Source organism: Falsiroseomonas ponticola, from assembly GCF_016805305.1.
GTDB classification, from domain to species: domain Bacteria; phylum Pseudomonadota; class Alphaproteobacteria; order Acetobacterales; family Acetobacteraceae; genus Falsiroseomonas; species Falsiroseomonas ponticola.
Genome location: NZ_JAERQN010000009.1, coordinates 19,782 through 41,933 on the forward strand (window position 1 = coordinate 19,782; position 22,152 = coordinate 41,933).

General features: G+C 72.2%; 21 protein-coding genes. 17 read left to right on the forward strand and 4 right to left on the reverse strand.

Going from position 1 to position 22,152, the window contains the following annotated elements; all coding sequences use genetic code 11:
• The first annotated feature begins 54 nt into the window (after positions 1-54).
• The 11 genes from JJI54_RS22605 (at position 55) to JJI54_RS22655 (ending at position 12,072) form a co-directional block, all read left to right on the forward strand.
• Entirely contained in the window at positions 55-939 is an 885-nt protein-coding gene (locus JJI54_RS22605) for a branched-chain amino acid ABC transporter permease (protein WP_203075383.1), read from the forward strand.
• Between the two features lie 2 nt (positions 940-941).
• Positions 942-1,937 carry a branched-chain amino acid ABC transporter permease gene (locus tag JJI54_RS22610; RefSeq protein ID WP_203075385.1) on the forward strand — a complete coding sequence of 332 codons (996 nt, stop codon included), beginning with the start codon at positions 942-944 and terminating at the stop codon, positions 1,935-1,937.
• Positions 1,938-2,009: 72 nt separating this feature from the next.
• Complete coding sequence (locus JJI54_RS22615) at positions 2,010-3,953, forward strand: methyl-accepting chemotaxis protein (protein ID WP_203075387.1); 1,944 nt, start codon at positions 2,010-2,012, stop codon at positions 3,951-3,953.
• A 130-nt stretch (positions 3,954-4,083) separates the two neighbouring features.
• Positions 4,084-4,806: a DUF1028 domain-containing protein gene (locus JJI54_RS22620; protein WP_203075389.1), complete on the forward strand. Its 723-nt coding sequence runs from the start codon at positions 4,084-4,086 to the stop codon at positions 4,804-4,806.
• The gene (locus JJI54_RS22625; protein ID WP_203075391.1) at positions 4,806-5,795 is read left to right on the forward strand and encodes an ABC transporter ATP-binding protein; all 990 of its coding nucleotides are present in this window, start codon (positions 4,806-4,808) and stop codon (positions 5,793-5,795) included. Before JJI54_RS22620 ends, JJI54_RS22625 begins: the two co-directional genes overlap by 1 nt.
• A gap of 114 nt (positions 5,796-5,909) precedes the next feature.
• Positions 5,910-6,962 carry an ABC transporter ATP-binding protein gene (locus JJI54_RS22630; protein ID WP_318987557.1) on the forward strand — a complete coding sequence of 351 codons (1,053 nt, stop codon included), beginning with the start codon at positions 5,910-5,912 and terminating at the stop codon, positions 6,960-6,962.
• Positions 6,959-8,482 carry an ABC transporter substrate-binding protein gene (locus JJI54_RS22635; protein ID WP_226382018.1) on the forward strand — a complete coding sequence of 508 codons (1,524 nt, stop codon included), beginning with the start codon at positions 6,959-6,961 and terminating at the stop codon, positions 8,480-8,482. The genes JJI54_RS22630 and JJI54_RS22635 overlap by 4 nt, the downstream gene beginning before the upstream one ends.
• 11 nt (positions 8,483-8,493) lie before the next feature.
• The gene (locus tag JJI54_RS22640) at positions 8,494-9,996 is read left to right on the forward strand and encodes an ABC transporter substrate-binding protein (protein ID WP_203075393.1); all 1,503 of its coding nucleotides are present in this window, start codon (positions 8,494-8,496) and stop codon (positions 9,994-9,996) included.
• Positions 9,997-10,011: 15 nt separating this feature from the next.
• Complete coding sequence (locus tag JJI54_RS22645) at positions 10,012-10,959, forward strand: ABC transporter permease (protein ID WP_203075394.1); 948 nt, start codon at positions 10,012-10,014, stop codon at positions 10,957-10,959.
• Positions 10,956-11,843, forward strand: coding sequence for an ABC transporter permease (locus JJI54_RS22650; RefSeq protein ID WP_203075396.1), 888 nt, complete (start codon positions 10,956-10,958; stop codon positions 11,841-11,843). Before JJI54_RS22645 ends, JJI54_RS22650 begins: the two co-directional genes overlap by 4 nt.
• A gap of 49 nt (positions 11,844-11,892) precedes the next feature.
• The gene (locus JJI54_RS22655; protein WP_203075398.1) at positions 11,893-12,072 is read left to right on the forward strand and encodes a hypothetical protein; all 180 of its coding nucleotides are present in this window, start codon (positions 11,893-11,895) and stop codon (positions 12,070-12,072) included.
• A 103-nt stretch (positions 12,073-12,175) separates the two neighbouring features.
• Here the strand turns inward: JJI54_RS22655 and JJI54_RS32835 are convergent, their stop codons facing one another.
• Together JJI54_RS32835 and JJI54_RS22665 are read right to left on the reverse strand one after the other, a co-directional pair.
• On the reverse strand, positions 12,176-14,089 hold the full coding sequence (locus JJI54_RS32835; RefSeq protein ID WP_203075400.1) for an ATP-binding protein: 1,914 nt from the start codon (positions 14,087-14,089) through the stop codon (positions 12,176-12,178).
• 28 nt (positions 14,090-14,117) lie between these two features.
• Positions 14,118-14,975, reverse strand: coding sequence for a phosphate/phosphite/phosphonate ABC transporter substrate-binding protein (locus JJI54_RS22665; protein ID WP_203075402.1), 858 nt, complete (start codon positions 14,973-14,975; stop codon positions 14,118-14,120).
• Between the two features lie 279 nt (positions 14,976-15,254).
• On the opposite strand from JJI54_RS22665, the gene JJI54_RS22670 reads away from it, so the two are divergent.
• The 5 genes from JJI54_RS22670 (at position 15,255) to JJI54_RS22690 (ending at position 19,490) form a co-directional block, all read left to right on the forward strand.
• Positions 15,255-15,416, forward strand: a complete 162-nt coding sequence (locus tag JJI54_RS22670) for a hypothetical protein (RefSeq protein WP_203075404.1) — start codon at positions 15,255-15,257, stop codon at positions 15,414-15,416.
• Complete coding sequence (locus tag JJI54_RS22675) at positions 15,413-16,183, forward strand: hypothetical protein (protein ID WP_203075406.1); 771 nt, start codon at positions 15,413-15,415, stop codon at positions 16,181-16,183. Before JJI54_RS22670 ends, JJI54_RS22675 begins: the two co-directional genes overlap by 4 nt.
• Positions 16,180-17,259, forward strand: a complete 1,080-nt coding sequence (locus JJI54_RS22680) for a toxic anion resistance protein (RefSeq protein ID WP_203075408.1) — start codon at positions 16,180-16,182, stop codon at positions 17,257-17,259. The genes JJI54_RS22675 and JJI54_RS22680 overlap by 4 nt, the downstream gene beginning before the upstream one ends.
• A gap of 99 nt (positions 17,260-17,358) precedes the next feature.
• The gene (locus tag JJI54_RS22685; RefSeq protein WP_203075410.1) at positions 17,359-18,450 is read left to right on the forward strand and encodes a hypothetical protein; all 1,092 of its coding nucleotides are present in this window, start codon (positions 17,359-17,361) and stop codon (positions 18,448-18,450) included.
• Positions 18,451-18,521: 71 nt separating this feature from the next.
• Positions 18,522-19,490, forward strand: a complete 969-nt coding sequence (locus tag JJI54_RS22690) for a tripartite tricarboxylate transporter substrate-binding protein (RefSeq protein ID WP_203075412.1) — start codon at positions 18,522-18,524, stop codon at positions 19,488-19,490.
• Here JJI54_RS22690 and JJI54_RS22695 read toward each other — a convergent pair.
• Positions 19,487-20,173, reverse strand: a complete 687-nt coding sequence (locus tag JJI54_RS22695; RefSeq protein WP_203075414.1) for a YidB family protein — start codon at positions 20,171-20,173, stop codon at positions 19,487-19,489. The two genes, JJI54_RS22690 and JJI54_RS22695, sit on opposite strands and share 4 nt — an antisense overlap.
• A 145-nt stretch (positions 20,174-20,318) precedes the next feature.
• On the opposite strand from JJI54_RS22695, the gene JJI54_RS22700 reads away from it, so the two are divergent.
• A complete protein-coding gene (locus JJI54_RS22700) occupies positions 20,319-20,804 on the forward strand; it encodes a hypothetical protein (RefSeq protein ID WP_203075416.1) in 486 nt (161 codons plus the stop codon).
• 24 nt (positions 20,805-20,828) lie between these two features.
• Here the strand turns inward: JJI54_RS22700 and JJI54_RS22705 are convergent, their stop codons facing one another.
• Positions 20,829-22,118 (reverse strand): NtaA/DmoA family FMN-dependent monooxygenase, encoded by a 1,290-nt coding sequence (locus JJI54_RS22705; RefSeq protein ID WP_203075418.1) that lies wholly within the window; start codon positions 22,116-22,118, stop codon positions 20,829-20,831.
• Between the last annotated feature and the right edge of the window lie 34 nt (positions 22,119-22,152).

Below are 22,152 nucleotides of genomic sequence, written 5' to 3' on the forward strand. Positions count from 1 at the left end.
GCCGCAACCCCCGGGGCTTCCTGACCGACCACGAAGCGGGGCGCGCGCCGAGGCATGGAAGACCTGCTGTTCGAGATCCAACTGGCCATGCCGCAGGTCATCCTCGGCGTGATCAACGGCGCCTTCTACGCGCTGCTGTCGCTTGGCCTTGCCGTCATCTTCGGCATGCTCAACGTCATCAACTTCGCGCATGGCGCGCAGTTCACGCTCGGCGCCTTCGTCGCCTGGATGCTGCTGTCCTGGCTCGGCATCGGCTACTGGCCGGCGCTGATCATCGCGCCGCTCATCGTGGGCGCCATCGGCGTCGCGATGGAACGGGCGATGATCTCCCGATTGTATCGCATCGACCATCTCTACGGCCTGCTGCTGACCTTCGGCTGCGCGCTCGTCATCGAAGGGGTGCTGCGCAACAATTTCGGCTCCTCCGGCCAGCGCTACGCGCCGCCGCGGGAATTCGGCGCGCTCGACCTCGAACTCGGCGACTTCTTCCTGCCGGGCTATCGCGTCTGGGTGCTGATCGCCGCCACCACCGTCTGCCTGGCCACCTGGCTGGTCATCGAGAAGACCAAGGTCGGCAGCTACCTGCGCGCCGCCACGGAACGCCCGCAGCTGGTCCAGGCCTTCGGCATCAACGTCCCCCTGATGATGACGCTGACCTATGGCGCGGGCGTCGCGCTGGCCGCCTTCGCGGGCGTGCTGGCCGCGCCGATCTATTCGGTCAGCCCCGCCATGGGCGCCAACTTCATCATCACCGTCTTCGCCGTCGTCGTCATCGGCGGCATGGGCTCCATCGCGGGCTCCATCGTCACGGGCTTCATGCTCGGCCTCATCCAGGGCATCACGGAGGTGTTCTGGCCCGAGGCCTCGCAGACCGTCGTCTTCGTCATCATGGCCGTGGTGCTGCTGACGCGCCCCGCCGGCCTGTTCGGGAGGGCCTGACCATGGCCGAGGGCAGCATCGCCACCGCGTCCCCCGGCGCGCCCCCTGCCGTGGACCAGGAAGTCTTCTTCGGCTTCACCCGCCCGCAGGCGGCGGCCTTCCTGGCGCTGGTCGTCATCGTCCTGGCCAGCCCCTTCGTGGTCTATCCCTTCTTCCTGATGAAGCTGCTCTGCTTCGCGCTCTTCGCCTGCGCCTTCAACCTGCTGATCGGCTATGTCGGGCTGCTGAGCTTCGGCCACGCCGCCTATTTCGGCATGGGCGCCTATGTCAGCGGCTATGCCGCCAAGGCCTGGGGCGTCACGCCGGAAGTGGCCATCCTGCTGGGCGGCGCCACCGGCGCGCTGCTCGGCATTCCCTTCGGCTGGCTCGCCATCCGCCGCACCGGCATCTACTTCGCCATGATCACGCTGGCCCTGGCGCAGATGGTCTATTTCTTCTGCGTCCAGGCCCCCTTCACCGGCGGCGAGGACGGCATCCAGGCCATCCCGCGCGGCCACCTCTTCGGCATCTTCGACCTGAACAGCGACTTCGCCATGTACTGGGTGGTGGCCGGCGTCTTCCTCGGCGGCTTCCTCCTCATCCACCGCGTCGTCCATTCGCCCTTCGGCCAGGTGCTGAAGGCGATCCGGGACAATGAACCGCGCGCCATCTCGCTGGGCTACCGCACGGATGACTACAAGCTGATGGCCTTCGTGCTCTCCGCCGGCATCGCCGGCCTGGCCGGCGCGGTGAAGGCGCTGGCCATGAAGATCGCGACCTTGACCGATGTCCTCTGGACGATGTCGGGAGAGGTCGTGCTGATGTCCCTCGTCGGCGGCCTCGGCACCATCTTCGGCCCGGTCGCGGGCGCGGCCGTCATCGTCACCATGCAGACCTACCTGGCGGAATTCGGCGCCTGGGTGCTGGTGATCCAGGGCGTCATCTTCATCGCCGCCGTGCTGGCCTTTCGCCGCGGCCTGGTGGGGGAGATCGGCAACCTCCTCAAGGTCAAGCTGTAGGTCCCGTCACTTTACAGTGATGGTTAAGGGTTTCGGCATGATCGTGCATCCCGCTTCACTGGGGTGCACGTCATGTCGCGACTGTTCCGGGGTCTCGCCGCGCGGATCCAGATCGTCCTGGTCCTGCTGTCGCTCTGCGGCGTCGGCGGCGGCTTCACCGCCCTCTACATCGTCAACGACTACAACGACGATGTGGAGGAGATGGCCGTCGCGCTCGCCCGCGCGCGCCTGACCGCGCAGCTGGACGGCCAGGTCTTCGCCGCGGTGATGGAAAGCCGCGGCCTCTACCTCAGCAAGGACATGGCGGAGGTCAACCGCTTCGCCGCCGGCCTGCGCCGCCACCTCGCCAACCTCGACCGCCACCTGCGGGAGCTGGAGGCGAAGACCCCGCCCGGCGATCCCACCGTCACGCCCGTCGCCGCCTCGCTCCGCGAATTCATGCGCTTCCGGGAGGAGATGGTGAGGGTCGCGCTGGTGGAAGGCGCGGCCGGGGCCGATCGCCTCGGCAACAACGAAGCCAACCGCACCGCCGTGAACCGCGCGCTGGATGCCGCGACCCAGCGCTTCATGGCGGAAGCGGATGCGCTGACGGCGGGCATCAAGGCGCATGGCAGCACGCTCGGCCTGACGGCGCTGCTCGTCATCGGCGGGCTCTCCGCCCTGGCCGGCATCCTCGCCACCCTGCTGCTGCGCCGCCAGGTCATCCGCCCGCTCTCCCGCCTCACCGGCGCGATGGGGGAGATCGCGGAAGGCCGGCTCGACATCGCCGTGCCGGAAGCCGCGCGGCGCGACGAGATCGGCGCCATGGCCGCGGCGCTGGAGGTGCTGAAGCGCCGCAGCCAGGACGCCGTCCGCCTGCGCGCGGAACAGGACGCCATGCGCGAAGCCGCCCATGCCGCGGAAACCCGCTCCCTCCGCGCCATGGCGGACCGGGTGGAGGCCGAGGCCCGCACGGCGGCGGAGGCGATGAGCCACCAGGTCACGCTGGTTGCCGCGGATGCGGAAGCGATGAGCACCCGCGCCGCCGTCGCCGCCACCGCCACCGCGGAACTCGGCGCCGCCGCCCGCGCCGTGCTGCAGGATGCCGAGAACGGCGCCGCCGCGACCGGGCAGATGACCGCCAGCATCCGCAGCATCGCCGGCCAGGTGGAAGCCGCCGCCGCCGCCACCGGCCGCGCGGTGCGGGAGACGGAGGAAGGCACGAAGGCCATCGCCGGCCTGCAGCAGGCGGTGGCGCGCATCGGCGACGTGGCGCGGCTGATCGGCGACATCGCCGGCCAGACCAACCTCCTCGCCCTCAACGCCACCATCGAGGCCGCCCGCGCCGGAGAGGCCGGCAAGGGCTTCGCCGTGGTGGCGTCGGAGGTGAAGTCGCTCGCGACCCAGACCGCCCGCAGCACGGAGGAGATCGCCCGCCACATCCAGGATGTCGGCGCCGCGACGGAAGCCGCGGTCGGCGCCGTGCGGGCCACGCTCGGCACCATCGCGGAGCTGGACGGCATCGCGGGCAGCATCGCCGCCGCCATGACGCAGCAGCAGGCCGCCACCACCGGCATCGCCCGCACCGTCTCCGCCACCGCCGATGCCGCGCGGGACATGGCCGGGCGCATCGCCTCGATCGGGGAGGCGAGCCGGGAGCTCGGCGACCGCGCCGCCACGGTGAACGGCGCCGCGGCCAGCGTGGCGGATGGCATGGGCGCGCTGCGCCGCGCACTGGTGGAAGCGGTGCGCGGATCGGGCGATGCGGTGGACCGGCGCGACGCGCCACGCTTCGCCACCGGCCTGCCGGCCGTGCTGCGCGCCGCCGGCCGCGTGCATGCCGTGCGGGTGGACAACGTCGCCACCGGCGGCGCCGCGCTGCGGGGCGCGCCGCCGCTGCCCGCGGGCATGGCGGTGGAGCTGGACATGCCCGCCATCGGCCGCGCCATGCCCGCCCGCGTGCTGGGGGCGGAGGACGGGGTGCTGCGCCTGGCCTTCGCCACCCCGCTGGAGGATGCCGGAAGCCTCGCCGCCTGACCGCGGGCGTTGGTGGATGCCGACGCCTGGGGCAGCTTGTCCGGTCCTTGGGCAGATTCCTGCCCCGTGACGCGCCAAGGTCCTGGGATACAGGCTTGCGTCCCCGCAAGTCTGTGTCACATGACCGGGCATGACCTGGTCCATCCTTGCGCGAGACGCGGCGACGGGCGAACTCGGCGTCGCCGTGGCCAGCCGCTTCCTGGCCGTGGGGGCGCTCTGTCCCCGGGTGGAAGGCGGCGTCGGCGCCGCCGCCACCCAGGCACTGGTGAACCCCTGGATCGCGCCCCGCGCCCTGGCCGGCTTCAAGGCGGGGCAGGGGGCGGAGCAGGCGCTGGCCTCCCTGATCGAGGCCGATGCCGGCCGCGCCACCCGCCAGGCCCATCTGCTCTCCGCCGATGGCCGCAGCGCGCAACACACCGGCGCCGATTGCATCGGCTGGTGCGGCCATGTCGCGGCGCCCGATGTCTCCGTCGCCGGCAACATGCTGGCCGGCCCGCAGGTGATCGCGGCGACGCGCGACGCCTTCCTGGGCAGCGCGGGCCTGCCCCTGGCCGAGCGCCTGATGCTGGCCATGGAAGCCGGGGAGGCAGCGGGCGGCGACAAGCGCGGCCGGCAATCCGTCGCGCTGCAGGTCGCCTCCGATGGCCCGATCCCGGACCTCGACCTGCGCGTCGATGACCATGCGGATCCGCTGGCGGAGCTTCGCCGGATCTACCGCGTCTGGCACGGCTATACGCGCCATTTCCGGCGCTTCCTGCCCAGCGTAGACCAGTGGGGCGCCGACCACCCCGGCGTCTTCGACCGCGCCGTGATCCAGGCCGCCATCGCGGCCGCGCAGGCGGAGCAGGAATAGTGGCCGACCCCGTCCTCGAACTCCGCGACGTCACCGTCAGCTTCCCGACCGATCGTGGGCTGCTGCGCCCGGTCGATGGCGTCAGCTTCGCCGTGGCGCCCGGCCGCACCACCGCCGTGGTCGGCGAAAGCGGCTGCGGCAAATCCGTCACCGCGCTCGCCATCATGGGCCTGCTGCCCGGCGGCGGCCGCATCGGCGGCTCCATCCGCCTGGCGGGGCGGGAGGTCTCGACCCTGACGCCGGAGGAATGGCGCGGCAAGCGCGGCGGCGAGATGGCGATGGTGTTCCAGGAGCCGATGACGAGCCTGAACCCCGCCTTCACCGCCGGCGAACAGGTGGCGGAGGCGCTGCGCATCCACCAGAAGCTGGACCCCAAGGCCGCCTTCGACCGCGCGGTGGAGATGCTGGCCCGCGTCCGCATCCCCGATGCCGCGCGCCGCGCCCGCCAGTATCCGCACCAGCTTTCCGGCGGCATGCGCCAGCGCGTGATGATCGCCATGGCGCTGGCCTGCAAGCCGCGGCTGCTCATCGCCGATGAGCCCACCACCGCGCTCGACGTCACGGTGCAGGCGCAGATCCTCGCTTTGATCGACGAGCTGAAGCGGGAGACGGGAACGGCTGTCGTGCTCATCACCCATGACCTCGGCGTGGTCGCGGACCATGCGGATGATGTCGTGGTGATGTATGCCGGCCGCGTCGCCGAACGCGCGCCGGCGGAGCAGCTCTTCGCCGCCCCCCAGCACCCCTACACCATCGGCCTGCTCGGCGCCGCGCCGAAGCTGGAAGGCGGCGCCGCCCGCCTGGCCAGCATCGAGGGCACGGTCCCGGACCTGCTGCATCCCCCGCCCGGCTGCCGCTTCGCCGCCCGCTGCCCCTTCGCGCTGGAGAAGTGCCGGCAGGAGGCACCGCCCATCGCCGCCGTGCTGCCGGGGCATGAGGTCGCCTGCTGGCGCGCCCCGCTCGACACGCTGCTGGAGAACGCCGCGTGAGCGCGGCGATGCTGGAGAACGCCGCGTGACCGCGGCGATATTGGCGAAACGCCGCGTGAGCGCGGCGATATTGGCGAAACGCCGCGTGAGCGCGGCGATGCTGGAGAACGCCGCGTGACCGCGCCGATGCTCGAACTCCGCGACGTCGCCCGCGCCTTCCCGGTGCGGGACGCGCTCGGCCGCTCCAGGGGCGCGGTGCGCGCCGTGGATGGCGTCTCGCTCAGCGTGCCGCGCGGCAGCGTGCTCGCCATCGTGGGCGAGTCGGGCTGCGGAAAGTCCACCCTCGGCCGCCTGGCCCTGCGGCTGATCGAGCCCGACTCAGGAAACATCCTGTTCGAGGGCGAGGACCTTCGCGGCCTTTCCGCCGCCGCGCTGCGCGCCCGGCGCCGCGACATGCAGCTGATCTTCCAGGACCCCTTCGCCAGCCTCGATCCGCGCATGACGGTGGAGCAGGCGGTGGCGGAGCCGCTCCGCCTGCACGGCATCGTCCCGCGCGCGAAGGAGCGTGACCGGGTGGCGGAACTGCTCTCCCGCGTCGGGCTCCGGCCCGAACTCGCGCGGCGCTGGCCGCATGAATTCTCCGGCGGCCAGCGCCAGCGCATCGCCATCGCGCGCGCGCTCGCCTCCGGCCCCAAGCTGATCGTCGGTGACGAACCCGTCTCCGCGCTCGACGTCTCCGTGCAGGCGCAGGTCATCAACCTGCTGCAGGACCTCATCCGCGAACTCGGCCTGACCTTCGTGCTGATCAGCCACGACCTCGGCGTGGTGCGCCACATCGCGGATCGTGTCGCCGTCATGTATCTCGGCCGCATCGTGGAGGAAGGGCCCGCCGCCGAGGTATTCTCGAATCCGAAGCACCCCTACACCCGCGCGCTGCTGGCCGCCGTGCCGGGCCAGGGGCACAGCAGGGGCGCCGCCGCGCTGCTGGAAGGCGATGCGCCGAGCCCGATCAACCCGCCCTCCGGCTGCCGCTTCCGCACGCGCTGCCCGCATGCCGAGGCGATCTGCGCGGCGGAAATCCCGCCCCTGGCGGATCACGGACACCGCGCCGCCTGCCACCTGCAGGCGCAACTGCCCTCCGCCATCGCGCGCCATGAACGCGATGCCGGGGGCGAACGCCTGAAGCGCCTGCAAGCCTTCTTCAGCGACCAGAAAACGGGAGAATGACGGCAATGATCCGCAAGACCCTCGCCATGGGCTTCCTCGCCCTGGCCGCGCTGTCCGCCGCGCCGGCGGCGCAGGCGCAGAACATCCGCATCGGCCTGCGGGAAGACCCCGACATCCTCGACCCGACGCTGGCCCGCACCTTCGTCGGCCGCATCGTCTTCGCCGGCCTCTGCGACAAGCTCTTCGACATCAACGACAAGCTGGAAATCGTCCCCCAGCTCGCCACCGGCTACCGGTGGGAGGATCCGCTCAGCCTGCTGATCACCATCCGCCAGGGCGTGAAGTTCCACGATGGCGATCCGATGACGGCGGAGTCCGTCGTCTATTCGCTGAACCGCCACCTGACGATGCAGGGCAGCTTCCGCCGCGGCGAGATCAATTCCATGACGGGGGCGGAGGTCGTGGACCCGCAGACCGTCCGCATCCGCCTGCGCGAGCCCTTCGCGCCCTTCGTCTCCCAGCTCACCGACCGCGCCGGCATGATCGTGAGCCCCCGCGCGGCGGAGGCCGCCGGCCGCAACTTCGGCAACCGCCCCGTCTGCGCCGGCCCCATGCGCTTCGTGGAACGCGTGGCGCAGGACCGCATCGTGCTGGAGCGTTTCCCGGACTACTGGGACGCCGGCCGCATCCACCTCAACCGCGTGACCTACCTGCCCATCCCGGACAACACGGTCCGCCTCGCCAACCTGCAATCCGGCTCGCTGGAGCTGGTGCAGACGATCGAGCCCGATGACCTCCGCCAGGTGAACCGCAACCCGCGGCTCCGCGTCAGCGTGTCCGACGAACTCGGCTACCAGGGCATCACCATCAACATCGGCAACGGCGCCCGCGCGCAGACGCCGATGGGCCAGAACCCGCGGGTGCGGGAGGCCTTCGAACTCGCCATCGACCGCGCCGCCATCAACCAGGTGGTCTATGAGGGCCAGTACACGCCGACCGCCCAGGCCGTGCCCCCCTCCAACCCCTTCCACGCCCGCTCCATCCAGCCGGAGGCCCGCAACGTCGCCCGCGCCCGCCAGCTGCTGGCGGAGGCCGGCATCCGCACGCCCGTGCCGGTGGAGATGACGGTCCCGAACAACCCCGATCTCCGCCAGGTGGCGGAGGTGATCCAGGCCATGGTGCGCGAGGCCGGCTTCGAACTCCGCATCAACGCGATGGAGTTCGCCTCCTCCCTCCAGGCCGCGACGCGGGGCGACTTCGAGACCTATCTCCTCGCCTGGTCCGGCCGCGCCGACCCCGATGGCAATACCTGGACCTTCATCCACACCCAGGGCCCGCAGAATGACGGCAAGTATTCCAACCCCGAGGTGGATCGCCTGCTGAACGAGGCGCGGGTGGAGACCGACACGGCGAAGCGCCTCGCCCTCTATGAACGCATGTGGCAGATCAGCCTGCGGCAGGACCGCCACCGCATCTATCTCTGGCACCGCAAGAACATCGTCGGCCACTCCACGCGCCTGACGGGCTTCGTGCCGGTGCCGGACGGGCTGATCCGCCTGCAGGGCCTGCGCTTCAACTGAGGAGACGGCCGATGCGCGGCGTCCTCGCCTTCCTCGCGATGCTGGCGGCGGCGCAGGCCGCCGTCGCGCAGCCGCTGCGCATCGGCCTGAAGGACGATCCCGATATCCTGGACCCGACGCTGGCGCGCACCTTCGCCAGCCGCACGGTCTTCATCGGGCTCTGCGACAAGCTCTTCGACGTGAACGACAGGCTGGAACTCGTCCCCCAGCTCGCCACCGGCTGGTCCTGGCAGGACCAACGCACGCTCCGCATCACGCTCCGCCCCGGCGTCACCTTCCATGACGGCAGGCCGATGGATGCGGAGGCCGTTCGCCAGTCGCTCCATCGCCACCTGACCATGCAGGGCAGCTTCCGCCGCGGCGAACTCACCAACCTCCAGGCGATCGAGGTGGTGGATGCGCAGACCGTGCTGCTCCGCCTCGACGCCCCCTCCGGCGCCTTCCTCTCGCAGCTCTCCGACCGCGCCGGCATGATCCTGAGCCCCGCGGCCATCGAGGCCTCGGGCCGCGATTTCGGCCGCGCCCCGGTCTGCGCCGGCCCCTTCCGCTTCGTGGAGCGGATCGCGCAGGACCGCATCGTCCTCGACCGTTTCCCGGGCTACTGGGACGCCGGCCGCATCCACATCCCGCGCGTGACCTTCCAGGCCATCCCGGACAACACCGCGCGCCGCGCGAACCTCCAGGCCGGCGCGCTGGATGTGGCGATGCAGATCGAGCCGGACGACGTCCCCGCGCTCCGCCGCAATGCGCGCCTCCGCATCGCCCAGGCCGAGGAACTCGGCTACCAGGTCATCACCTTCAACCTCGGCAACGGCCCGCGTTCCCGCACGCCGCTCGGCCAGGATGCGCGGGTGAGGGCGGCCTTCGAGGCCGCGATCGACCGCCAGGCCATCAACCAGGTGGTCTATGGCGGGCAATACACGCCGACGGTCCAGGCCGTGCCGCCCGCCTCCGCCTACCACCTCCGCAGCATCGGCCCTGTGCCGGGGCGCGACCTCGACCGCGCCCGCGCCCTGCTGCGCGAAGCCGGCGCCACCACGCCCATCCCCGTCGCGCTGACCGTGCCGAACAGCCCCGACCTCCGCCAGGTCGGGGAGATGATCCAGGCCATGGTGCGCGACGCCGGCTTCGACCTGCGCCTGAATGCGATGGAATACGCCTCCGGCCTCGCCGCCTCGAACCGCGGCGACTTCGAGGCGTCCCTGACGGCCTGGTCCGGCCGCCCCGACCCCGATGGCAACATCTACCACGGCGCCCATAGCCGCGGCGCCACCAACGAGGGCAAGTACGCCGACCCCGAGGTGGACCGCCTGCTGGACGAAGCGCGGGCGGAGACCGACCCGCCGAAGCGCCTCGCGCTCTACGACGCCGCCTGGCGCATCGCCATCGGGCGCGACCGCAGCCGCATGTATCTCTGGCACCGCATGAACATCACCGCCTATGCCGCGCGCCTGCGCGGGTTGCAGGCGCATCCCGACGGCCTGGTCCGCTTCCAGGATGTCCGCCTTGACTGAAAGGAACGCCTGACGATGTGGGCCTGGCTCCTGCGACGCCTCGGGCAGATCATCCCGACGCTCATCATCCTCTCCTTCATGATCTTCGGCCTGCAGCAGCTGATGCCCGGCGACCCCGCGCTGATCCTGGCGGGCGAGGAGCGCGGCGACCCGCTGGTGCTGCAGCAGATCCGGGAGGAGCTGAAGCTCGATCGCCCGATCATCGAGCAGTACCTCTACTGGGTCGGCAATGTGGTGCAGGGGGATTTCGGCTTCTCCTGGCGCATCCGCATGCCGGTGACGGACCTCATCCTCCAGAAGCTGCCGGTGACGATCCAGCTCGCCACCATGTCCTTCCTCATCGCCATCGTCATCGGCGTGCCGCTCGGCATCCTCTCCGCCGTGAAGCGCGACACCGCCACGGACTGGGCGGCCAACGGCATCGCGCTGTTCGGCATCTCCACGCCGAATTTCTGGCTCGGCATCATGATGATCCTGCTGTTCAGCGTGGAGCTGGGCTGGCTGCCGCCCTCGGGCTACGTGCCGTTGTGGGAGGACCCGATCCAGTCGCTGGCCACCACCATCATGCCCGCCTTCGTGCTCGGCACCGGCGTCGCCAGCGTGCTGATGCGCCACACCCGCGCCGCGATGCTGACGGCACTGAGCCAGGACTACATCCGCACCGCCCGCGCCAAGGGCGTGGCGGAAAAGACCGTCGTGCGCCGCCACGCGCTGCGCAACGCGCTGATCCCGGTCGTCACCCTCGGCACCATCGAATTCGGCCGGCTGCTGGCGGGTGCCGTGCTGACGGAGCAGATCTTCACCATCCCGGGCTTCGGCAAGCTGGTCGTCGATGCCGTCTTCAACCGGGACTATCCGGTGGTGCAGGGTGTGGTGCTGGCCACCGCGCTGATCTTCGTCCTCCTCTCCCTCATCGCCGACATCCTCTACATGGCGATCAACCCGCGCCTGAGGCAGGCATGAGCACCACCACCGCCACCGGCGCGCCGGCGCTGGAGAAGGGCCAGTCCCCCGCCCGCCGCGCCATCCGCCGCTTCTTCCGCCACAAGCTCGCGGTGGCGGGCCTCATCGTCGTGGTCGCCTTCGTGCTGATCGCGGCGCTCGCCCCCTGGATCGCGCCCTATGACCCCATCGCGACCAGCTGGTCCCGCATCCGCAAGCCGCCCTCCGAACTCCACTGGTTCGGCACGGATGAGAATGGGCGGGACGTGCTGTCGCGCATGATCTGGGGCGCGCGCGCCTCCCTCATGGCCGGCGTCATCTCCGTGCTCGGCGCGGTGCTGATCGGCGTGCCCATCGGCCTGCTGGCGGGCCTCGCGGGCGGCTGGGTGGATGCGACGATCTCCCGCATCGCGGACGCCATGCTCTCCGTCCCCTTCCTGATCCTGGCGATCGCGCTGGCCGCCTTCCTCGGCCCGGCGCTGGAGAATGCGATGATCGCCATCGCCATCACCGCCAGCCCCGTCTTCGTCCGCCTGGCGCGCGGTATGGCGCTGGATGCGAAGAGCACGGATTGGGTGGAGGCCGCGCGCTCGCTCGGCAACCCGCCCTGGCGCACCGCCTTCGTCCATGTCCTGCCCAACATCATCCCGCCGCTGCTGGTGCAGGCGACGCTCGCGATCGCGGAGGCGATCATCGCGGAAGCCTCCCTCAGCTTCCTCGGCCTCGGCCAGCAGCCACCCGCGCCCTCCTGGGGCTCCATGCTGAACAGCGCCCAGCGCTTCCTGGATGGCGCGCCCTGGCTCGCCATCGCGCCGGGGGCCGCCATCTTCATCGTCGTCCTCGCCTTCAACCTGGTCGGCGACGGGCTGCGGGATGCCTTGGATCCGCGCGCGGATCGGCGCTGAACGGCCCGGCCTCCCCCGCGTTGCCGCCATCCCCAGGGGAGGATGGCGCATGGCTTCGCAGGACGGCGACAAACCCGCGACGAACCCCGGCGACGTCGCGCCCCCCGGCACCCCCGGCACCGGGGAGGATCTCTGCCCCGCCTGCCAGGGGAAGGGCACCATCGGGGCCGCGCGCTGCGAATCCTGCGGCGGCACCGGCAAGGTCGTGGCCGGGATCGGCGGCGGCTGACGCCTCGGCCGAGCCGCGCGGCGCAATCCGCCTCCAGCCGCCGCCAGCCCGCCGGGATGCGCGTGCCGGCCCGCGCCGCCATCCGGCAGCACGCGGCCGGATGTCAGGGCGCCGGCGCCGTCACCGCCGCCTGGATCGCGGGGTACAGGTCCCGCAGCCGCATCGGCTTGGCCAGCAGCCCCGCCAGCCCCGCCGCGCCGCACCGCTCGCGCAGCGCCGCATCCGGCGCCGCCGCCGTGCCGATGATGGGCAGCTTCTCCCGCCGCTGCCCCATCCCCCGCAGCCGCGATGCCGTCTCCCAGGCCTCCGGCGCATCCAGGTCCAGCATCACCACGTCGAAATCCTGATCCGCCAGCGCCGCCGCCGCGCCCTCTCCATCCGCGACGGTGGTCACGGCGTGGTCCAGCTGGCGCAACAGCGCGGCGGCCGCGGTGCGGTGGCTCGGCAGCGTCTCCACCACCAGCACGCGCCGTCCCGGCACCACCTCCAGCCGCGGGGTCGCCGGCACGCCGAGCGGCAGTTCGAACCAGAAGGTGCTGCCCTGGCCGGGCCGGCTGTCGAAGCCGATCCGCCCGCCCATCAGCTCCACCAGCTGGCGGGAGATGGCGAGCCCGAGGCCCGATCCGCCATAGCGCCGGGTCGTGGACATCTCCGCCTGGGCGAAGCGCTCGAACAGCATCGGCCAGGCCTCGCGCGGGATGCCGATGCCGGTATCGGCCACCTCCACCCGCAGCTGCCCGCCGCTGCCCAGCGCCTGCCAGCGGGCGCGGATGCGGATCTCCCCGCTTTCCGTGAACTTCACCGCATTGCCCGCCAGGTTCACCAGCACCTGCGCCACCCGCATGCGGTCCGCCAGCACCAGCCGCGGCAGGTCGGGCGCCATCTCCACCGACCAGCCCAGCCCCTTGCGCACCGCCGTCGCCGCCAGCGCCGTCAGCGGCTGGGACAGCATCGGCACCGTCTCCACCACCGCGGGCTCGATCGTCACGCGCCCCGATTCCAGGCGGGAGATGTCGAGGATGTCGTTGATGATGCCGAGCAGCAGGTTCCCGCTGTCCAGGATCACCTGCACCGATTCCCGGTCCGCCTCCTCCAGCTCGGAGGTCGCGAGGATCTGCGCCATGCCGAGGATGCCGTTCAGCGGCGTGCGCACCTCGTGGCTCATATTGGCCAGGAACTCGCTCTTCGCCCGGGTCGCGACCTCCGCCTGTTCCTTGGCGTTGCGCAGCAGCACCTCGCGCAGCCGCGCCTCCTCCAGCAGCGCGCGCTGCCGCGCCTCGCTGGCCGACAGCGCCTCCAGCCTCTCCCGCATCGCCTTCGCCATGGCGATGAAGGTGCTGCCCAGCCGCGCGATCTCGTCCCCGCCCGGCTCCCCCCCCGTGGCGCGGAAGGCGCGGGGGTCGAGCGGCGTGTCGTAATCCCCCGCCCGGATCGCCGCCGCCGCCGCTTCCAGCCGCCGCAGCGGCCGGAACAGCCAGCGCGACCCCAGCTCCACCAGCGGCACCAGCAGCGCCACGCACAGCACCGCGGCCACCACGCCGCCGGTCACCAGCGCGGCGTGCGCGGCCTCGATCGGCGCCAGGGACATGCCGAAATGCACCGTGCCCAGCCGCTGCCCGGCCATGGCGACGGGCGCCTCATACACCATGCGCGTATCGCCATCGGGCATGGGCAGCGGGGTGGCCTGGTGGCGGGGCATGCCATCCCGCGCCACGTCCCAGCCCGCCGCGGCCACCGGCTGCCCGCCGGCATCCAGCAGCATCAGGTGGGCGAAGCTGCCGGCATTGACGGATTCCGTCAGGATGGCCTGCACCGTGGCGAAGTCGCGTTCCGCCAGCGGCGCCGCCAGCGCCGCCTGCAGGATCGGCCGCGCCGCCACCGCGCGGCTCTCGAACTGCGCCTCCAGCACCTTCAGCACCAGGCGGTCCTGGATCATGGTCAGCGCCGAGGCCAGCGCCACCAGCGCGCAGGCGGCCAGCGCGAACAGCTTCAGGCGGAACGGCAGTTTCCGCAGCATGCCGGGCGCCGCCTGGACAGCGCCGCGGTCAGGCGCCGCGCAGGAGGCTGCGCGTCTCCTCCACCACGTCATCCACCTCCGCCAGGTCGGGCGGCGCCACGGGGCGGATGCCGCGGAAGCCGGTCAGCTCGAAGAACTGGCGCCCGGCCTCGCTGCCGGGGAAGCGGCCGACGCAGGTGGCGATGCGCCGCGCCTCCTCCGGGGCCATGCCCGCGCCCAGCAGCACCAGGAAGCCGGGCACGGTGGCGAATTGCTGCCAGACCACCAGCGTGTCCCGCACCGCGGGGCCGATGGCGTTGAACTCGCCCCGGCTCATCACCGCCAGCGGCGTGGCCGGGCCGGTGAGGAGCTGGGCCAGGCTGTCCTCGTTGCGCGCATGCACGGCCGTCGCGTCCTGGCCGATCCGCACCCCGGCCGCGCGCGCCCAATGGACGAATTTCAGCGCCACCAGCGATTGCGGGTTGGTCATCGCCACCTGCCGCCCGCGGATGGCCGCGATGTCGCTGACCGGGCGGTCCCGGTGCGTCACCAGCAGCCCGGGGATCCGCGGCTCATAGATCGCGAAGGGTTGCAGCCCGGCATCCAGCTGCGCCACGCGCCCCAGATTGGCGGCCGTCACCACCAGGCCATAGGCGCCGGCCACGGTGCGTTCATGGAAGGGGGCCAGGCCCGGCGCCGTCACCACTTCCACCGGCCGGCCCAGATCGGCCTCCAGGAAGGCGCGGAAGGGCTGGTACTGCGCCAGCAGCACGCGCGGGCTGACATTCGGCATGACGCCGAATTGCAGCGGCGCCGCCTGCGCCCGGATGGCGGGGGCCGGCAGCGTGGCGGCGAGGACCAGCGCGGCCCCGGTCGCCCGTCTCGTCAGCAGATGGGTCACCACCATGCGCCTCCTTCCGCCGGGCCGCGCCGCCCTTGCCCGCGGCGGCGCGTGGCCCGGAAGCCATTGAATCGAACGCGCCCCCGGACGAGTCCCCCCGGTTGCAGGCGGCGCCAGCACGCCACGCCGGGCGCCGGCGCGGTCATCATTCTGCCACGAGATCGGCCCCGGCGCAGCCATTCTCATGGCGTTTCCTTTCCGAGCCGGCAACAGCCTGCCCCACCCCGCGCCCGCCGGCCCGCGGGCCTTGATGCCGGCCCGGGGAGGGCCGATCTTCCCGCCGACATGCGCCATGACGATCGCCGTACCCCGGAAGCCCGCGCCGCCCGCCTCGCGCGGCCGCGCATCCTGCTGCCTTCCATCCCCTGGCCGGTGCGCCGCGTGGCCGGGATGTGGCTGATGGGCCTGACGCTCTGGATGGCCTGCATCCTGGCCCTGTTCCGATGAACGGCCCGGGCCCCGGCTGGCGCCACCCCGATGCCTGGCGGGATGCCAGGGCGAAGCTGGAGGAAGGGGCGGGCCGCTTCCGCGCCGGCACGCGCGGCCTGCTGCTGCCGCTCTTCACCTGGCCGCTGCTGCCCGATGCGGTGATCGAGATCGCGCGCGGCAACACGCGGGGCGTGGTGGCCGCGGCCCTCGGCCTCGGCCTGCCGCTGCTCGCGCTGCGCACGCTGCGGCGGGGCAGGGCAGGGGATACCCGCCGCGCCGCCGTGCTGATGGCCGTGGCCACCGGCCTCGTCGCCGGCCTCGGCGCGCAGATGGGCGCGCCGCTCGCCGTGCTGCTGGCCGCCGGCGCCTGGGCCGGCACCCGCCTGATGTATGATGGCGCGGTGCCGGAGGTGGAGGCCCCCCCGCCGCCCGCCGCCCCCGGCCCGCTGGACGAAGCCCGCGCCCGCCTGTCCCGCATCGCCGCCGCGCCCGCGCTCACCGGCGTCACCGGCGCCATGGCCGCGGTGCTGGATGACCTCGATGCCCGGCCGGACCGCCTGCCGCTGGCCCGCCGCTTCCTCGCGGTCCATCTCGATGGCCTGGAACGCATCGCGGACCGGCTGCATGCGGGGGCGGAGCCGCCGCCCGGCATGCCGAAGCTGCTCGAGGACCTGCAATCCGCCGCCGAGGAACTCCGCGCCCGCCTGCGCGCCGAGGAGAGTGCCGCCCTCGACATCCAGGTGAAGGTGCTGGCCGAGAGGCTGCGCCAGGAAGGATACGCATGAGCACGTCCCAGCCGACGACGACCACCCCCGGCACCCCCGTCCCGGCCATCGAGGAACTGGCCCGCCAGATCGACCTCTCCGACCCCGGCTCCATCCTGCGCTTCGGCCAGCAGACCCAGACCCGCGCCCAGGCCGCGGCGGATGCCATGCTGGAAGGGGCCAGGAACCAGGAGACGGGGGAGGCCGGGCGCACCCTCTCCTCCCTGCTCGCCACGCTGCGCGGCTTCGACGTGACGAAGCTGGATGAACGTCCTGGCTTCTTCGCCCGGGTCTTCACCAAGGCGGGCGCCGAGGTTACCGGCATCATCCAGAAATACGAGACGGTGAAGGGCCAGATCGAGGGTATCGGCGACAAGCTCGACACTCATCGCACGCGGCTGCTGGAAGACGTGGAGCGGCTGGAGCGCCTGTATCAGGCGACGCTCGAATGGTTCCACGCGCTGGGCGACCACGTCCAGGCCGGCGAATCCGTTCTCGCCCGCACCGACCGGGAAGCGATCCCGGCGATGGAGGCTGCCGTCGCCGCCAACCCCGGCGACGACCTGGCGCCGCAGCGGCTGCGCGACCTGCGCGGCGCGCGGGATGAGCTGGACCGCCGCGTCCATGATTTGCGCCTGACGCGCCAGGTGGCGATGCAGGCGCTGCCTTCCATCCGGCTGATCCAGGAGAACGACAAGGCGCTGGCCAGCAAGATCCACTCCGTGTTGGCCAACACCGTGCCGCTCTGGCGCCAGCAGCTCGCCCAGGCGCTGGCCATCCACCGGATGCGCGAAGCCGGCTCCGCCGTGAAGCAGGCGACCGACCTGACCAACCAGCTGCTGACCGCGAATGCGGAGACGCTGCGCCGCGGCAACATGGAAGCGCGGACGGAGCTGGAACGCGGCATCTTCGACCTCGCCGCCGTGCAGAAGGCCAATGCCGCCCTGGTCTCCACCATCGAGGACAGCCTCCGCATCGCCGACGAGGCCCGCGGCCAGCGCGCCCGCGCGGCGGAGGAACTGGCGAAGCTGGAAGGCGACATCCGCCGCGCCCTGGTCCAGGCCAAGGCCGGCGCGCCTGTGACACGGCCGGTGTAGCGCCGGGGCGCGGGGCGAAACACGCGAAACCAAACCGCGCTGGTTCGCCCGCCCCCAGGCCCTAGCCTTGCCTCCGGTCCCTGATGCCGGAGCCGCCGCATGCCTGCCCCCGCCGCCAAGGCGCGTTTCGAATCCCGCCACTTCACGGGGCATCCGGCGGCGACGCAGTCGAAGCTGGATGCCTGCCTGGCCAGCGACCCCGCCCATCTCGTGCCCAACAGCCGCGGCCCGGCGGTGGAGGTGGTGCAATCCGCCCTGGCCAAGGTCGCCGCGCAGATCGACCCCCGCATCCCCGTCATCCGCGACCCCGCCGGGGAGTTCAAGGGCAGCACGCGGGATGCGGTGCTGGCCTACAAGACGCTGCGCGACATCCGCATCCCGCCCCGCCAGGTGGACGACATCGTCGGCCGCCGCACCATCTCCCTGCTGGATACGGAGATGCTGGCGCTGGAAGGCAAGGGCGTCACCCCGCCCGCCCCGGCGCCGCCTTCCACGGTCAAGGACGTGGTGGTGCAGATCCTGGGCTTCGGCGGGCGCAACTCCTCCCACCAGGGGGAACAGCAGGGCGGCAACCTGCTGCGGCAGGACATCATGTCCGATGCCTACCGCGCCAAGAAGAACCGCAGCCTGGAGACGATCGTCTTCACCGGCGGCCAATCCCCCAACCCCGTCGCCCGCATCGCCAGCATGGTGCGCGGCGCCATCATGGGCAGCGGCTCCGCCGTCGGCCTGGTCTGCCTGACCGGGGAGAGTGCCGGCGGCAAGAACGTGGTGGAGCTGGCGAACCTGCTGGCCAATTTCCCGCCCGTCATCCCGCTCGCCTATGTCGGGCTGTCCGACGCCGCCTTCTTCGACGCCGATGCGATCTTCCCGCCGAACGCCGATGGCTCGAACCTGGAGATCCGCGCCCCCTTCTTCGCCGCCGGGGAGACGGTGAACATCTTCCAATCCGCGGGGAACGGGACGGAGATCAGCTTCCGCCTGGCGCGGCGCATCTGGTCCGGCCGCATGCCGAACAAGGAGGTGCACGGCAAGGTCCGGAACTTCCGGCAGAACCGCGACCTGACGGCGGAGGGCCTGGCCGTCGCGCGCGGCGACCGCACGGATTTCGAAAGCCTGCACGCCAGCGCGGCCTCGCTGGCGAATGAGGTGCACAAGGCCCGCATCCGCGCGCTGCTCGCCACCGCCTGAACCTTCCCGGTTGCGCCGCCGCCCCGTCCCGGGCCAGATGGCGGGCAAGAAGACCAGGGAGGATTTCCGTCATGCCGCGTTCCACGCGCCGTGCGCTGCTGGCCGCCGCCGGCGCCACGCTGGCCCTGCCGGCGCTCGCGCAATCCTGGCCCTCGGGCCCCATCCGCATCGTCGTGCCCTTCCCGCCGGGGGGATCGACCGATGCGCTCTCCCGCCTGCTGCAGCCGCATCTCCAGGCCGCACTCGGCCAGCCCATCGTGGTGGAGAACCGGGCCGGGGCCTCCGGCGCGCTCGGCACCGCGCTCGTCGCCCGCAGCCAGCCCGATGGCAACAACTGGGTGCTGGTCTTCGACACCCATGCGGTGAACCCGGCGCTGATCCCGACCATGGGCTTCGACACGGAAAAGGACCTGACGCCGCTGCTGCTGTTCGGCACCGCGCCCATGGTGCTGACCGCGCACCGCACCCGCCCCTGGCGCAGCTTCGCCGCCATGGCGGAAGCCGCGAAGGCCCGGCCGGACACGCTGACCTACGGCACCATCGGCAACGGGTCGCTCGCCCACCTGACCATGGCGCTGGTCGGCCGGGCGGCGGGGCTGCAACTCGTCCATGTGCCCTATCGCGGCGGCGGCCCGCTGGCCGTGGCGGCCGTGGCCGGGGAGGTGGACATGCCCATCGCGACCCGCCCCGCCATCGGCGTGCATATCGACAGCGGCGCCCTGCTGCCGCTCGCCCAGACCGGCGCCACGCGCTCCCCCTCCATGCCCGATATCCCGACCCTGGTGGAATCCGGCGTCCCCGGCATCGATGCCCGCGCCTTCTGGGGCTTCCTCGGCCCCGCCGGCCTGCCGGCCGCGATCCGGGGCCGGATGGAAGCCGCGCTGCGCGGCGCGCTCGCCATCCCGGAGGTCCGCGCCCGCGTCCTCGCCCTCGGCATCGACCTCGACCCGCAGGGCGAGGCCGTCTTCGGCCCCTTCCTCTCCGCCCAGATCGCCACCTGGGGCCGCGTGGTGCGGGAGAACGGGATCCGCCCGGACTAGGTCCGGCGCCCCAGGCCGAAGGGGCGCAGCAGCTCATCCGGCTCCGCCTCCGGCAGCTCCTCGTCCCGCTCCGGCAGGCGCCCCCGCGGCGTCAGCCGGTCCACCATGCCCGGCAGGCCCCGGCTGAGCTGGGACAGGATCTCGTCCTGCCCCTCGCCGGTCGCGGCCGAGAGCTGGTCCAGCGCCTGGGGCGGGATGGCGCGGCGCAGCTCCTCCGGCGAGACATCGCCATTCGGCCCGTCCTGCACCCAGCTATCCACGCGGTCGCCGAGCCCCGCGCCGCGCAGCTGGTCCGCCAGGCTGGTCAGCCCCCGCGCGCCGCCCTGGCCGCGCATGAGGTAGGCAAGCAGCGCCAGCAGCGCCATGCCCTTCATGCCGCCGAGCCCGCTCGCCAGCCCGCCCAGCCCGCCGCCGGAGGGCATGGGGGAGGATGCGCCACCCCGCCCGCCGCCCAGCAGCCCGCCCAGGATGCTGCCGAGCCCGCCGCCCATCTGGCCGCCGTCCCGGCCCATCGGGCCGTCCCGCATCATGCCGCCGTCACGCCCCGCCTCCTCCGCCGGCAGCCGCGGCCGGCCGAGCGGGGAGGGCGCCTCGCCGCCCGGCTGGTTCATCGGGCCCGGCATCGCGCGCCCGCCGCCATCGCCCAGCACCCCCGCCAGGATGCGGGACAGGATATCGCTCATGGTCGTCTACTCCCTGTTGGCGGGCACAACGCCCCCCGCCGCGCGGGGTTCGGCGCCGCCTGTGCGCGGGCAAACGCCCGATTCAGCTTTTGCGGGCATCCTCTCCCCGCCCGCCGGCCGCGGCGGCGGGGGCAGGAGGCTCGGCGTGAAAGGGATCGTGCTGCTCGCCATCGCGATGGCGCTGGCCAGCGCCGCGCCGGCGGTGGCGCAGACCTACCGCCAGCAGCTGGTCGGCCGCGCCGGCCACGCCGCCATCATCCGCGTGTTCGAGAACGGGGTCTTCCAGCGCTGCGCCGCCACCAACGGCCAGGCGGGCGCGCTGCTGCGCATCGCCTTCACCCGCGACCGCGCCTTCTCGCTCAGCGTCCCGGCCTCCGCCAGCGCGCAGGCGCCCCATGTGCTGACCCTGGTGCTGGCCGCCGGCGGCAGGCGGGACCTGGCCGGCGCCGCCAGCAATGACCGCGCCTGGGCCGAGATCGATGCCCGCACGGTGGAGGCGCTGGTCGCCTCCAGTGGGCCGCTCGTCATCCAGTACGGGCGGCACCGCTACAGCTGGGACACCGGCGCGCCGATGCGCGACATCCTGCTGGCGCTGCAGGCCTGCACCAACCGCGCGCTCGGCCAGCGCTGAAGGGCCGCCGCGCGCGCCCGCCGGTCAGAAGGCCAGCAGGTTCTCCCGGAAGGTCGCGTGCTCGTAGCGCCGGCGGGTCAGGCCACGGCGCTGCAATTCGGGCACCAGCCCGTCGCAGATCTCCGCGATGTAGCGGCGGGTGAAATCGGCATGGACGATCAGGAAGCCGTCGCCGCCGGCCTCCCGCATCGCCTCCGCCATCATCCCCGCCACCATGTCCACCGTGCCGGTGAAGCGGATGCCGAGTTCCGCCCGCCCCGCCACCTGCCGCGGCGTCAGCCCCGCGAAGCGGTCCACCACCGATTGGTGCCCGTTGCTCACCAGCCGGGGCAGAGGCTCGTCCAGCGGAAACCGGGAGAAATCGATCCCGCTGAGGCGGGAGGCGGAGGCCAGGTGCTGGTCCACATGCAGCGCCACATCGGCCTCCAGGATGCGCCGGCGATGCTCCGCCGCCTCCAGGCTGTGGTCCACCAGCGGGTCGATCAGGAACAGCACCTTGATGCCATCGGAGTCGCGCCCCATCGCCACCGCATCGGCGCGGATGCGATCCCGCGTCGCGCGCATGGAGGCGACATCCTTCGCCGAGGTGATGATCGTGTCCGACCATCGCGCCGCGAATTGCCGCCCGCGCGGCGACCCGCCCGCCTGGCACAGCACCGGCCGCACCTGCGGCGATCGCGGCGCGCTGAGCGGCCCGCGCACCTGGTGGAAGCGCCCCTTGTAGTGCAGGGGATGGACCTTGCCGCCATCCGCGAACAGCGGCGCGTCGCGGTCCATCACCACCGCATCCGGCGCCCAGCTCTCCCAGAGCCGCGTGACGATCTCCACGAATTCATCGGCGCGGTCGTAGCGCTCGTCATGCTCGAACTGCCGGTCCATGCCGTAGTTCTGCGCGCCGCCATCATTGCTGCCCGTCACCATGTTCCAGCCGACGCGGCCCTCGGTGACGTGGTCCAGCGTGTTCACCAGCCGCGCCAGCAGGAAGGGCGGGTATTCGGTGGTGGACATCGTCGTCACCAGCCCGATCCGCTTCGTCGCCATGGCCATGTAGGGAACGAGCACAGCGGGATCGAGCTTCGGCGTCGCCATCGCGTATTTCAGGTAGTCGTCATGGCTTCCCTTGTGCGTGTAGGGGACGTTGGAGCTGTCCTCCATCATCACGTAGTCGAAGCCCGCGCGCTCCATCGAGACGGCGAGATCGACGAAGAGGTCCGGCATCATCCAGCGGGACTGGTCGCCGCCCCATTCATACCGCCAGGCCTTGGGGCCATAGCCGCGGGAGAGGAACCAGGCGAGGTGGAAGGGGCGGTCCATGCGGCAGCCTTTCGCGAATGACGCGACCGGCGAT

What these genes read in the sequence shown, in the direction of transcription:
- JJI54_RS22605 (WP_203075383.1), top strand. Translation starts at nt 55, where the DNA reads ATGGAAGACCTGCTGTTCGAGATCCAACTGGCCATGCCGCAGGTCATC.
- JJI54_RS22610 (WP_203075385.1), top strand. Translation starts at nt 942, where the DNA reads ATGGCCGAGGGCAGCATCGCCACCGCGTCCCCCGGCGCGCCCCCTGCC.
- JJI54_RS22615 (WP_203075387.1), top strand. Translation starts at nt 2,010, where the DNA reads ATGTCGCGACTGTTCCGGGGTCTCGCCGCGCGGATCCAGATCGTCCTG.
- JJI54_RS22620 (WP_203075389.1), top strand. Translation starts at nt 4,084, where the DNA reads ATGACCTGGTCCATCCTTGCGCGAGACGCGGCGACGGGCGAACTCGGC.
- JJI54_RS22635 (WP_226382018.1), top strand. Translation starts at nt 6,959, where the DNA reads ATGACGGCAATGATCCGCAAGACCCTCGCCATGGGCTTCCTCGCCCTG.
- JJI54_RS22640 (WP_203075393.1), top strand. Translation starts at nt 8,494, where the DNA reads ATGCGCGGCGTCCTCGCCTTCCTCGCGATGCTGGCGGCGGCGCAGGCC.
- JJI54_RS22645 (WP_203075394.1), top strand. Translation starts at nt 10,012, where the DNA reads ATGTGGGCCTGGCTCCTGCGACGCCTCGGGCAGATCATCCCGACGCTC.
- JJI54_RS22650 (WP_203075396.1), top strand. Translation starts at nt 10,956, where the DNA reads ATGAGCACCACCACCGCCACCGGCGCGCCGGCGCTGGAGAAGGGCCAG.
- JJI54_RS22655 (WP_203075398.1), top strand. Translation starts at nt 11,893, where the DNA reads ATGGCTTCGCAGGACGGCGACAAACCCGCGACGAACCCCGGCGACGTC.
- JJI54_RS32835 (WP_203075400.1), bottom strand. Translation starts at nt 14,089, where the DNA reads ATGCTGCGGAAACTGCCGTTCCGCCTGAAGCTGTTCGCGCTGGCCGCC.
- JJI54_RS22665 (WP_203075402.1), bottom strand. Translation starts at nt 14,975, where the DNA reads ATGGTGGTGACCCATCTGCTGACGAGACGGGCGACCGGGGCCGCGCTG.
- JJI54_RS22670 (WP_203075404.1), top strand. Translation starts at nt 15,255, where the DNA reads ATGCGCCATGACGATCGCCGTACCCCGGAAGCCCGCGCCGCCCGCCTC.
- JJI54_RS22675 (WP_203075406.1), top strand. Translation starts at nt 15,413, where the DNA reads ATGAACGGCCCGGGCCCCGGCTGGCGCCACCCCGATGCCTGGCGGGAT.
- JJI54_RS22680 (WP_203075408.1), top strand. Translation starts at nt 16,180, where the DNA reads ATGAGCACGTCCCAGCCGACGACGACCACCCCCGGCACCCCCGTCCCG.
- JJI54_RS22685 (WP_203075410.1), top strand. Translation starts at nt 17,359, where the DNA reads ATGCCTGCCCCCGCCGCCAAGGCGCGTTTCGAATCCCGCCACTTCACG.
- JJI54_RS22690 (WP_203075412.1), top strand. Translation starts at nt 18,522, where the DNA reads ATGCCGCGTTCCACGCGCCGTGCGCTGCTGGCCGCCGCCGGCGCCACG.
- JJI54_RS22695 (WP_203075414.1), bottom strand. Translation starts at nt 20,173, where the DNA reads ATGAGCGATATCCTGTCCCGCATCCTGGCGGGGGTGCTGGGCGATGGC.
- JJI54_RS22705 (WP_203075418.1), bottom strand. Translation starts at nt 22,118, where the DNA reads ATGGACCGCCCCTTCCACCTCGCCTGGTTCCTCTCCCGCGGCTATGGC.